Origin of the sequence: Sphingomonas oligoaromativorans (assembly GCF_011762195.1) — a bacterium.
Classification (GTDB): Bacteria; Pseudomonadota; Alphaproteobacteria; order Sphingomonadales; family Sphingomonadaceae; genus Solisphingomonas; species Solisphingomonas oligoaromativorans.
Genome location: NZ_JAASQK010000020.1, coordinates 1 through 10849, shown reverse-complemented (window position 1 = coordinate 10849; position 10849 = coordinate 1). Strand labels below are relative to the sequence as shown.

General features: G+C 61.7%; 16 protein-coding genes. 9 read left to right on the top strand and 7 right to left on the bottom strand.

Going from position 1 to position 10849, the window contains the following annotated elements; all coding sequences use genetic code 11:
* The 3 genes from FHS98_RS18465 to FHS98_RS18455 all read left to right on the top strand — a co-directional run.
* Nucleotides 1-1218, top strand: a 1218-nt coding sequence (locus tag FHS98_RS18465; RefSeq protein ID WP_341786108.1) for a replication initiation protein, incomplete at its 5' end; no start/stop codon positions are given.
* A 67-nt stretch (nt 1219-1285) separates the two neighbouring features.
* On the top strand, nt 1286-1726 hold the full coding sequence (locus FHS98_RS18460; protein ID WP_167108896.1) for a MerR family transcriptional regulator: 441 nt from the start codon (nt 1286-1288) through the stop codon (nt 1724-1726).
* A 4-nt stretch (nt 1727-1730) separates the two neighbouring features.
* Nucleotides 1731-1940 (top strand): antitoxin VbhA family protein, encoded by a 210-nt coding sequence (locus tag FHS98_RS18455; RefSeq protein ID WP_167108893.1) that lies wholly within the window; start codon nt 1731-1733, stop codon nt 1938-1940.
* Here FHS98_RS18455 and FHS98_RS18450 read toward each other — a convergent pair.
* From FHS98_RS18450 to FHS98_RS18435, 4 genes are all read right to left on the bottom strand, one after another.
* Nucleotides 1935-2543 (bottom strand): histidine phosphatase family protein, encoded by a 609-nt coding sequence (locus tag FHS98_RS18450; RefSeq protein ID WP_167108890.1) that lies wholly within the window; start codon nt 2541-2543, stop codon nt 1935-1937. The two genes, FHS98_RS18455 and FHS98_RS18450, sit on opposite strands and share 6 nt — an antisense overlap.
* 8 nt (nt 2544-2551) lie before the next feature.
* Nucleotides 2552-3511: a tyrosine-type recombinase/integrase gene (locus FHS98_RS18445; protein WP_341786107.1), complete on the bottom strand. Its 960-nt coding sequence runs from the start codon at nt 3509-3511 to the stop codon at nt 2552-2554.
* Nucleotides 3508-3849 (bottom strand): hypothetical protein, encoded by a 342-nt coding sequence (locus FHS98_RS18440; protein WP_167108887.1) that lies wholly within the window; start codon nt 3847-3849, stop codon nt 3508-3510. The genes FHS98_RS18445 and FHS98_RS18440 overlap by 4 nt, the downstream gene beginning before the upstream one ends.
* Before the next feature lie 422 nt (nt 3850-4271).
* The gene (locus FHS98_RS18435) at nt 4272-4691 is read right to left on the bottom strand and encodes a helix-turn-helix domain-containing protein (RefSeq protein WP_167108884.1); all 420 of its coding nucleotides are present in this window, start codon (nt 4689-4691) and stop codon (nt 4272-4274) included.
* 104 nt (nt 4692-4795) lie between these two features.
* Here FHS98_RS18435 and FHS98_RS18430 point away from each other — a divergent pair, with 104 nt between their 5' ends.
* The 4 genes from FHS98_RS18430 to FHS98_RS18415 all read left to right on the top strand — a co-directional run bounded on the left by FHS98_RS18430 (nt 4796) and on the right by FHS98_RS18415 (nt 6415).
* On the top strand, nt 4796-5164 hold the full coding sequence (locus FHS98_RS18430; protein ID WP_167108858.1) for a hypothetical protein: 369 nt from the start codon (nt 4796-4798) through the stop codon (nt 5162-5164).
* A gap of 421 nt (nt 5165-5585) precedes the next feature.
* Nucleotides 5586-5825, top strand: a complete 240-nt coding sequence (locus FHS98_RS18425; protein WP_167108881.1) for a DUF4160 domain-containing protein — start codon at nt 5586-5588, stop codon at nt 5823-5825.
* The gene (locus FHS98_RS18420; RefSeq protein WP_167108878.1) at nt 5818-6225 is read left to right on the top strand and encodes a DUF2442 domain-containing protein; all 408 of its coding nucleotides are present in this window, start codon (nt 5818-5820) and stop codon (nt 6223-6225) included. The genes FHS98_RS18425 and FHS98_RS18420 overlap by 8 nt, the downstream gene beginning before the upstream one ends.
* 37 nt (nt 6226-6262) lie before the next feature.
* Nucleotides 6263-6415, top strand: coding sequence for a hypothetical protein (locus FHS98_RS18415; protein WP_167108875.1), 153 nt, complete (start codon nt 6263-6265; stop codon nt 6413-6415).
* A 51-nt stretch (nt 6416-6466) separates the two neighbouring features.
* Here FHS98_RS18415 and FHS98_RS18410 read toward each other — a convergent pair whose 3' ends face one another.
* The 3 genes from FHS98_RS18410 to mobQ form a co-directional block, all read right to left on the bottom strand.
* On the bottom strand, nt 6467-7222 hold the full coding sequence (locus tag FHS98_RS18410) for a hypothetical protein (RefSeq protein WP_167108872.1): 756 nt from the start codon (nt 7220-7222) through the stop codon (nt 6467-6469).
* Nucleotides 7223-7224: 2 nt separating this feature from the next.
* Nucleotides 7225-7827, bottom strand: coding sequence for a competence protein CoiA family protein (locus tag FHS98_RS18405; RefSeq protein ID WP_208402384.1), 603 nt, complete (start codon nt 7825-7827; stop codon nt 7225-7227).
* A gap of 351 nt (nt 7828-8178) precedes the next feature.
* On the bottom strand, nt 8179-9171 hold the full coding sequence (mobQ, locus tag FHS98_RS18400; RefSeq protein ID WP_167108866.1) for a MobQ family relaxase: 993 nt from the start codon (nt 9169-9171) through the stop codon (nt 8179-8181).
* Between the two features lie 197 nt (nt 9172-9368).
* On the opposite strand from mobQ, the gene FHS98_RS18395 reads away from it, so the two are divergent.
* Both FHS98_RS18395 and FHS98_RS18390 read left to right on the top strand, forming a co-directional pair.
* Nucleotides 9369-9638, top strand: coding sequence for a mobilization protein (locus FHS98_RS18395; RefSeq protein WP_167108864.1), 270 nt, complete (start codon nt 9369-9371; stop codon nt 9636-9638).
* On the top strand, nt 9638-10408 hold the full coding sequence (locus FHS98_RS18390; protein ID WP_167108861.1) for a hypothetical protein: 771 nt from the start codon (nt 9638-9640) through the stop codon (nt 10406-10408). The genes FHS98_RS18395 and FHS98_RS18390 overlap by 1 nt, the downstream gene beginning before the upstream one ends.
* The last annotated feature ends 441 nt before the right edge of the window (nt 10409-10849 follow it).

Here is a 10849-nt window from a genome sequence, read left to right as displayed (position 1 = left end):
ACCTACGAGAAATGGGGCGGTCAGTTACGAGAAATGGGGCGGCCCATCGCACTCAGGAACGAGTTACGAATAGATATTGATACGTATCTCGCTTCTGTGCAGAACATACCCATGTCCGACGAGCCCACCCCCGGTCGAACGATGAAAGCCGCATCGACAGCAGCCGTGCGCGACGGACATGCGATCGTGAAGGCTGGCGAGTTCATTGAGGCCCGTTTCGGTGCCGGGGCTTCCCCTTCCCTGGCCGCTAGGAAAACATTGGCTCTCCTGATCGCAAAAGCCGCTGGCGAGGCATGGAAGCCCGGCTCCCATGTGATCGCCAAACGCGAACTCCGAGGCAGTCACGAATCCAACGACCGGATTCAGGACACGCTCGATGAGCTGATGGACATCAAATTCCGGATGCCCTCCACCTCGGCGCAAGGCCGTTCTGCAACGCTCACCGCAGCCCTTCTCGCATGGACGCTCAACGAACATGCGGACGATGGCCTCGCCACGGTGGAATGGGAATTTACGGCACCGGCCAGAGCCGTCCTCCAAGGCAGCGATTATTATGCTCGGCTAAACCGGGCAGCTCTTCTCGCCTTTCGATCGAAATACGCGATCACGCTCTACGAAATGGGCTGTTTGCTGGCCGGCCGCCGCGAACCCCGATGGTCTGGGACAATCGAAGAATTGCGGGAACGCCTGGGCGTCGCCCCTCAGACGATGCTCAATTTCTCGGACTTCAGGCGCTTTGTTCTCGCTCTCGCAAAGGCCGAGATCGACCAGCTCGCCGCCTTCACGATGGATTGGACGGAGAAGCGCGGTGCCCGGGGGAAGATTACCCATGTCACCCTATGCTTCTCCCCGAAGGATGACGCTGCGACCGACGCCGCAGCCATCGAGCTTAGCCGCCATAGTGCGGGCCGAAAGCCACGCCGATCTGGAACAACCGAAACCATCGTCGATCCGACGGCTCTGATCGCCGCGACAACAGAGCGAATGTCTGTTTCAGATATCCTGCGCTGGCCGGCCAACGATCAGATCACCGAATTCAACGCGCCAGAGCTTCATGCAATCGGTCTGCACCACGGTGGAGGGCACGCCGTGCAGAGGCTCGCCGATCAATATATCCGCGTCCGAGCCGATCAACGGCGCCAACTCTCTGGTGACGCCCTCCGATCGGACTGGATGAAATGGGTTACGGGGTGTGCCGAGAAATGGGGCAATTCCTAGCATTTCGCGTTTCTGCTAATGGGTAAGCCAACGGCACTTTGAAACGATACGCAACAGGGCGAACGAGATGGCTTACACCCTCGGAGAGGCAGCTAAGGCAACCGGCGTCAGCAAAGCCTCCATTTCTCGCGCCATCAATAGCGGTAGGATTTCAGCCATTAAGAAAGACGACGGCTCATTCTCCATCGAGCCCGTCGAGCTTCACCGTGTTTACCCGCCCAAATCCACAACAACCGTTTCAGAAACACCAAATGAGCCAGTTGCTAATGGCATCAGCAACACCAGCAACGCTATTGATTCCAAGGTGTTACAGGCTCGTCTTGATGCGGTTTTGGAACAGTTGCGCGATAGAGAGGGCACGATCGACGATCTGCGCCAGCGGCTTGATCGTGCGGATGAGGAACGCCGCGAAGCCCAGGCCCGTGTGATCGGATTGCTGACCGGCCCGGCCGCCTCGGAATCCAAACGCGGCTTCCTCAGTCGCCTGTTCGGGCGCGGGGAGGAGTGACCCCATGATCACGCCGGAGGAGCGACAACGCCGCCAGGAGGCCGTCGACTTTGCGCGCGGCAGCGTTCGCTTCGAGGGGTTCGTGCTTTCCGACGAGATCGAAGCCCTCAGCCGGCAGTTCGTGGAGGGCGACATGACCATGCCCGAATTGATGGAGGCGATCCGCCGGGTCAGCGGTCTCGATCCGCATTCCCGCGCGTCCATCAGCTCATAACGCCGTCCACCACGCTCCGTCCGACCAGCGCAGCGGCACCCGCTCGGCATTGCCGATCGCCGGCGGCTCGCCCTTGCGCCAGAAGCGCCGCATCTTCTCCCGGTCGTCGAGGTCGGGCTCGATCGCGACGGCTCGCGCCGCCTGAATGAACTGCCCATGGCCGAAGACATAGGCGAGCGTGTCGCCGGGAAGGGCCGCCAGCCGGGTCAGCGCCGCCTCGGCGCGGCGGAGCAGCGTGGCGAAGCTCTCGGCCCCCTCGCCGTCCCAATAATGGGGGTCGGCCTCCGCCCAATAGCGCTCGAGATGCGGCATGCGCTCGGCGCTGGTGGTGCCGTTCCAGCGCGCGGGCTGGAGGTAGGTGAATTCCTCGATCGGCCACACCTCCACCGGCACATCGGGAAAGCGCGCGATCGTGGGCTGGGCGGTCTGCTGGGTCCGCAGATAGGGCGAGGTCACGATCAGCGACGGCGCCTCGGTCCAGTCCGCCGCAACCGTATGGGCCTGCTGCCATCCCAGCTCGGTCAGTTCGATCAGCGCGAGATCGCTGCTGGGCTGGCCCGCGTTGCCGGTGCTCTGGCCATGTCGAATGAAGATCGCCCGCATCACGCTCCCTAGATCAATACCCGCTCAACCTCATCGAGCGTCACCGCGTCCGAACGGCGATCATAGAGCTGGGTGGTGCGGGTGGAAGCATGGTTCGCCATTACCGCCGCGCGCTCCAACGTGCCGCCATTCTGGAGATAAGCGGTGATCCCGGTTGCCCGGAATGAGTGGTTGCCAATCGCCGTGGCAATCCCCGCCGCCGTCGCCCGCCGACGCACCATCTGGAAGGCGTTGGCCTGGGGCAGGGGGGTTTCGCTCAACCGTTTCGTGCCCCGGGAAATCGTCCGAAATAGCGGCCCCTTGCGGTCTTCGCGGAGGGTGCAGCCATCGAGATAGGCGTCGAGATACGTTTCCAAATTATGGTGGCACGGCATCTCGTGCCGCTTGCCGCCTTTCTCGTGGAGCCGCACCCACAGTCGCCGGTTCTGCACGAACACATCCTCGACGCGCATCGCCAGCGCCGCCCCGATCCGCGCGAAGGAATAGACCATGAGGGCGATCAGCGCCCGGTCGCGCAGCCCGGCCGAGGTGGTGATATCGATGCTGTCGAGCAGCACCCTCGCCTCCTGCGGTGTCAACACAGGGGTCTTACCGCGCCGCACGCTGTGCGATGGCCCGCGCACCGAGGCGGCGGGGTTGGTGGGGACGATCTGGCCGACGACCAGCCAATCGAACAGGTGGCGCACCCCCGCGAGGCGCTGTTTGACCGTCGGCGCCGACACGCTGCGGCCGAGGTGCTCGATCCACGTCGCGACATGGAGCGGTTGGATCTGGTCGAGCGCAGTGATGCCCAACGGTGAGCACCATCCCAAAAACTCACCGATCGCCCGCGCATAGGCGCGCCGCGTGTGCGGGTTGCGGATCTGGGCGGCGAAAAATTCGAGGAAACGGGTCTGCACCCGCCCGTCCGCCGACGCGATCAGCGCCGGCAGCATCGATGACGGCAGCAGGTAAGCGAGTTCGCTCACAACGTCGTAAAAATCGCCTCGACGCTGGTCACCGGCGTCTGATTGTCGAAGGCATGGATGGCCGGACCGGACTGGGTGCGATCCCGGATTTCAATCCGGAGAGTATGGTGATTGTAGGCCACGGCATAGCGCTTGCCGTTCACCACGAACCAAAGGACGTTCGCAAGCTCCCCATCATATTGCTTGATATCGATCGAGCCCGGTTCAGCGCGCCAGATGATCCCCCCAAGCAAGGCGAGAGCAATCGCCTTGACCTGCCCGGCATGATGGTCCGCCCGCCCCATAACCCCCGCTGCGTAGGTTTGCAGCGTCCGAACATCATGTGCCGTAACAGCCATCGTCCATCTCCCATCTACATATGATAAAGGACATTATCCTATGTAGGAGAGCACGGGCAAATTCGAGCGTGTCGGCATAATAGCGGGTGAAAAGCGGTAGCCCCGAGTCTGGACTGCTATCGCCGGTTTGACAAAGCTAACACCGCTGGCGAGGGCACCGCCGACGGCCGGACCCGCTGATTGCGGATGAGACGATGCGGACAGTTTCCTGCCTGCTCCCGCGCTCCCACCATCTTTGATTCAGATGGTGGGAAATTTAGAATTTTGCCGATTTTCGCAGAAAATAAATTGACAAAATGCAATTTTCCTTGACTTTTCGCAGAAAGAAATTTATTCAATGACGGTCACACCGAGAGCGCCATAGACGCTTTCAAGTTCAGGGCTTCCGCCTACGGCGGAGGCCCTGTTTCTTTTGGTGAAATCTAGCTCACATCTTCGGCTATTGTTGATTTAAATATTTTAGGATTCTCTTTTGCGATCCTCGAAATTTCTTCAACTAGCTGAGATAGATCGTAGCTATTGCTCTTCCTTGACTTATTGTCACTGAAACGAGCCACCCTTTTTAGATATCCCTTCTCTTCCAAGCCTGCCAACGCGCGCTGGACCTGCCGCGTGCTCAGCCCGGTCCGCTGTGCGATCGTGATCTTGCTCGGGAAGGGAAGCCTTTCCGCACTCCACCACGCCGACAAGACCTGGAGCAAGACCAGCATCTCCGTTGGAGAGATCATTTTCTCTGCCTGAACGAACTGGTTGATTGAAAGAAGGTGGTTAGGAACGATCGTGAAACCGGATGCAGTGACATGTGCACCCCATTTTTCTTTCGTTTTTAAAGTCCCGTCCATGGGAATCCCCTAGCCAAAATGCGTCATACCCATAGGACAAATCCGTCCATAGCCACAGGACAAAAATGTCACCCTTAATAAGATTGATATAAATATACAGACACATGATATATACGAAGCACCCGGCGACATTAATTGCTAATTTTCCGTTGACAACCGCCCCCGAAACGGTTATAATAGTTGTTGGAATGGGCGCTCTCGGTGTGACAACCTTGTGCCCATTCCAAAGTCAAACTTTGGAAAGGTACAAGAACGTGAATGTTATGAAACCGACCCGCCTCTCGGCGGATGAGGCGGCTATTGCCAAGGCCATGCTGGCCCGTGGCGACCGCCAGAACGATATCGCGGCTTTTTTTGGGGTTAACCCGGGCCGCATCTCGGAGATCAACACTGGCAAAGCGCACGTGGCCGTCATGCCTGCTGCGCGTGATCTCCTGCCGCTCCCTGGCCCTTATCTGCCGGGTATGGCGTGATGCCTGCGAGCTTCAAGCCAGGCGAGACCGCTACGCGGTCAGGACAGTATGAGATTGTGGGCCCTCGTGGGGGGCGCACAGGCTCAGAGCGGACTGTCACCAAGGGGGAGCCTCTTCCCCCGACCCCTAAGCCGGGCCAGCGCTTCATCCTCGTAGACCCTACGAAGCACTAAGCTGGCTTAGGCAATAAACCGATTATCTGAGGCGCCGTGGTCTGCTGCGGCGCCTCTTCTTTTTCTTCCCTGCCAAGCCCCATTTCAAGCTCTGTATGGGCGGGGACCGGCGGCTGCCGGCATCTCCACCGCCTGCATTCTGTTTGGCCTCATGATCGCCGCTGCCAATCTCGTGCAGTCCCGGTGACGCTGGTGGAGCACGCGCTAAGTGTCCTTGAAAAACCCAACATGATAGGTTATTTTCCACCATGGTCACCGTGTATCGCGCCCATGGCTTACGCGTCGTCATCTTCGTCGATGACCATACGCCCGCCCATGTTCATGTGTTCGGTGACGGTGAGGCCAAGATCCAACTCGCGGGTGCGAGTGGCGCACCCGAACTGATCTCGGCCGCCGGCATGACCCGCGCCGAAATCCGGCGCGCGATGCAGATCGTCAAAGAACAGCAGGCCACTCTGCTGGAACGGTGGAGCGACATTCATGGCTGACCTGACCGAGGCCCAGATCGACGCCGCCATGGCGCGAGGCAAGCTCGCCCTGGAAACCGAACCCCGCGCGGCCGCCGCGCGCTATGACCCGGCGCTCGACCGCATGGTGGTCGATCTCACCAACGGCTGCACCTTCGCCTTCCCGCCCCGGATCGCGCAAGGACTGGAGCGCGCGACCGCCCAGCAGCTCGCTGACGTTGAGATTCTTGGCCTCGGCTATGGTCTGCATTGGGAAGCCCTCGACGTCGATCTGTCGCTTCCCGGCCTGCTCACCGGCTTGTTCGGGACCAAATCCCACATGGCCCGCCTCGCCGGCCAGACAACCTCGCCGGCCAAGGCCGCCGCAGCCCGGGCCAATGGCGCCAAGGGCGGGCGGCCCCGCAAGATGGCTCACGCTTGAGGAACGCCTGTCAGGCAGCAACGTCCCGGAGGAGAGCATGACCCGCGCATTCGAGAAGATCAGGGCCGGCCTGGAGGACGCGATCGCCTATGCCAAAGGCGATCTGAGCCGAGGCCAGATCCACGATCAGAAGAACCGCGCTGAAAAGCCCCAGAAGGGGATAAGAGGCTCGCTCCGCTCCCTCCCCTGACGACGAGACACGCTGAAGGTACTGCTTTCCGATACCACAAAGCCTGCCATGCTATTCTGACGCGAGATAGTCGGCGGTCGCAGCTTCCTTGGCGTCGTTCAATGCCTGAAGCTCCGCCTGGAGCTTGGCGGGATCGGGATCGCCGGCGAGGGTGATTATGCCGATGATCGCCAAGCCAAAATCGAGGCAGGCGCAAATGCCGCGGATCGTCTCGACGTGCCCGGCGCTGTAGAGGCTGGTGTGGGTCACAGCCACCATGCCGTCCGGCCGGTCTTCATTCAGCGAGACGTGTGTGAAGACGCCCTTCAGGTTAGGGTGTGCCCCGTAGTCGATCGCCCCTTCATAGGCGAGCGTGGCGAGCTTGTGAATTTCGGGGGCCTTATCGTCGAGGCCCTTCAGTATCTTTTTGAAGGTGAAGGCGTTGCGGCAAGCTGTCTTGTCGGCCTTGCTACGATGGCGATGGGTCCAAACGTCGGCAAGCGCGGGCTGCTGCTCCAGCAAATAACCGTAACTGGCGGATTCCAGCGACGTTCGCAGCAGAGGGAAGACCGCGACCGGATGGCCACTCAATGCCATACGCGCGGCGGCAAGAAACATCTGGTAGGCGTTAAGATAGAGGACGCACGCGAGGGGCGGCGTCGCGCTCGCGTGTTCCCAGAGGTCGCGCTGGAAATAGGCGTCATACTGGAACAGGGTTTTCACCAGCAGATTATCCGCGCCCTGCATCTCCTGCTGCGTCTCATCGGCCGCGGCGAGATACCCCGTCAGCCCGTCGCCCAGTTCCACCTTTGCGATGCCGACCGCCATGCTCAATCCGCTCCGTGCACGGCACGAATGAACTGGTCGCGCGTGAGCTGACAATAGGCGAAGTCCCCTTTCTTGAGCGGCAGCCCGCCGTTGACTTGGCGGGCGACAGCCTCGCCTGCGAGGAAGAAAATGTGCCCCCCAAAATCGAAGAAGACGTGCGCTGCGGAGCGTTTCCATTTCTCGATGAACTGGCTGCTGCGCGATGCGAAGTGCACAATCTGGAAGGTGTGGCCGTTAACCACGCCGATACGATTTCCAAGGCCGAGGGACAGGGCGAAGCTCGTGCCGGTAAAGCTGCTTTCGTCGTGCAGGTGCACGAGCCAAAACATGCGGTGGTTCTGGCGATAGAAGGCTTCGCGCTCCATGCGCTCCTGTTCGCTTATGCTAGAGTGCTGAAGCTCCAGCACGGTCGCCTTAGGCGTGCTGGCGTTCACAAGGACGTCGGCGCGGTGCCATTCGCCGGCGGCATTGTCATAGAGACCGATTTCACGGCACCCGATGTCGAATTGCTCTTTCCATCCCAGATGCCAAGGGCCTTCCGGTTCGCCCCAGCGGTCGCAGTCGCCAGCTTTATGCCGCCAGTGCTTCACATTCTCGGCCGGCATGACGGAAGTCAGAAGGCCCCCGCAATCACGGCAACTTGTTCGCTCACCCTTCGAGATCGGCTGCCTCTTTACTCCATCAATCCACGCATAGATCACGACACTTCCCCATTATGCCATCGCTATAGTGTCCTATCTTCCAGAATATCATCTTCCGTTGTTATATAGCAGGGCGAAAGATTAGCTCACACCTACCATCCGAAAATCGGGGCTGCGCCCATGGCAGCGGGGCGAGCCATGCCGCAGCCGAAACGCCTGTTGATGGCATCAAGCGCCCTATCAGGGCCGCCGATCACGCGGGGTCGCGTGGGATTAGCGCCTTGCCCTCATATAGAGCCTCTCCATGCCCTGCGACTAACGCCCTCGCCCGCGATCTTCACGCCCTCGGTCGGGTCGCCCGATTTCCCGATCCTGTGGCCCCTTACCGATCGTCGGCGTCATCCCGGCACCGTCACCGCGATCCAGTTCCGCGCGCATCGTTCGCGCGGCCCCTTGCACCAGGCCAGACAGGCCAAGCCCGGACAGCGCCGGCCCTAGCGCCTTCACCCGTTCGCCGACCGATCGCAGCCACTCCCGCCCGCGCTCGATGTAAATCCCGAGCTGCCGGCTCTCACGGATCAGCTCGTTGAACTGCCCGCGCAGCGTCACCGGCTGCGCCTTCTCGCCCGCTGGCACCTGCCGCTGGGCACGCCGCTCGATCGCCGACGCAGCCGGTCCCAGCTTCACCATCGGCTCGATCGCGAGGCCCTGGCGCGCGTAGCTGCGATGATCGACCCGCTCGATATGCCCCGCGCGCTCCAGCGACTGGTTCACTAAGCTCGCCCAGCTCTCCCGCACCGCCTCCACCTCGACCGCGGCGGTCGAACGCACGTCGAGCTGTCGGGTCTTGGCCCCCAGCCCCTCCGGCGTGACGACGCGGGTGGTGGTCAGCACATGGGCATGGTGGTTGCGATCGTCGCCCTGATCGTGCGGGGCATGGATCGCCGCATCGACCGCAACCCCGTAACGGTCACGCAACCCCTCCGCGAACGCCCGCACCAGCTCACGGCGCGCGTCCGCGTCCAGCTCGGCCGGAAGCGCCAGTTCATACTCCCGCGCGGTCTTGGCGTCCTTGCGCTTCTCCGCCGCCTCGGCCGCGTTCCACAGCGCCGAGCGGTCCTGCGCCCACGTCGCCCCCTCGGGCACGACGAGGAACGACGCCTCGACACCGCCCCGGCCGGTATAGTCGTGCACCAGGCCGTCGCGCTCGTTGGTGAGACGGTCGCCCGATCGGTAGGCGGCAGCCGCAACCGAGCTGCGCCCGGTCGAGCGCGACACCGACTTCACCGCCAGATGGTAGATCGCCATCGCTGCGCCTTCCAAAAACGTAGTCCAGCGGCATGACGCTGGTCGGGGTATGGGGCCGAGGCCCCGTTGCCGCTTCGCGGCATGGGTGCAGGGCGTCCCTGCCGCACGCATTACGAAGTAATGCTAAAGTGCGCCCTTTCTTCATACTTCGGAAGGGTTTTCTTCCCTAGCCTGCCACGAATTTTCGCGGAGCAACCATGCCAGCCCCCACACCCGAAGCGATCGAGAAGGCTAGGAAGCGCGTCCAGCAAGCGCAGGCCCGATTGCAGGATCTCAACGCCCGTGCCGCTGCCATCGGCCGCAAGCAGGACACCCGCCGCAAGATCATCCTGGGCGGTCTGCTCCTCGATGCCGCCGCCCAGGATCCGCGCTTCGAGGGCGTGCTGTCCGAACTAATGAAACGCATCGCCCGCGATCAGGACCGCAAGGCCTTCGACGGATGGGCACTGGTGAAGGAGGAACGCTGATGGATCGTGGACGGGGACGGGGTGATAATGACCGCCGCCTATCGTTGCTCGGGCGCGACGATCGTGCCGGCAACACGGATGATCTCGATTTCAACCCGGCCGAGTTTGACGAGGTGTTCGCCGCGCCGACCAGCGCCCAATCCGATCTCGCCCACTTTGAAGCTCTCTCCGCCCAGGGCCTGCGTGATCTGGCCATCCTGAAAGCCGGTGTCGCCAAACTCGAAGCTCTGTCCGTAGATGGTCTCCGCAAGGCCGCCGATCGAGACAAGGCGATTGCCGAGCGGGTGATCGATCCCAAGCAGCTCGCCGCCTACGCGGCGACCGGAGCGAAACAGGGGGCGGAAACGGCCCTTGCCTCCCTCCAGCGCGAACAGGCCGACGAACGCACCGCCCGCAAGGCACTGGTCGATCGCCTCGATGCCGAGGACCAGGCCCGCCGCAAGCTGCTCGGCCGCCAGCTCCTCCATGCACGCATTCTCACCGCGATCGGGGTTGTCGCCTTGCTGGCAGCCCTTGGCGCCGGCTGGATGGGCTACGCCAAGGGTCGGGATTCCGGCTACAACGCGGCCTATGCCGAAGCGCATGACGAGAAGGCGGCGGTGGATTGGGCCAACACGCCCAACGGGCGAACTGCGCGGCAAATGGCCCGCCTCAATCCGGAGCTGATGGCGATGCTGTCTAAATGCAGCGGGCAAGGCTGGACCCAGAAAAGCCAGCAGGGGCGCGATGCGTGCTTTCCGAGCCCTGGGACAGGTTGGTGGGTGCACTGACCTCGTGAACTGGCTCCATGGCCTTCTCTGGGCGCTGGAGAGGCCATGGAGAGCCGCCCCTCCCTCTTACTTCTTCGCCAAGCCTGCGGCCGTGAGGCCGCCCTTGTGACGGCGAAGCCGGCACGCATCATGAGCGCATCGGCCGCAGGCCGATTCCGCATGTGTCTGCATGCCTTCGCCCGGATTATGGATGCGTTATCCACAGGCGAATTCCCTCGCGCGTATGCGCGATGATTCCAGATTCTATTGATTCTATGATTCAAGGATCGGAAGCCATTGAATTATCTGCCTGAAAGTGCCCCACCTACGAGAAATGGGGCGGTCAGTTACGAGAAATGGGGCGGCGACCTACGAGAAATGGGGCGGTCAGTTACGAGAAATGGGGCGGCCCATCGCACTCAGGAACGAGTTACGAATAGATATTGATACGTATCTCGCTTC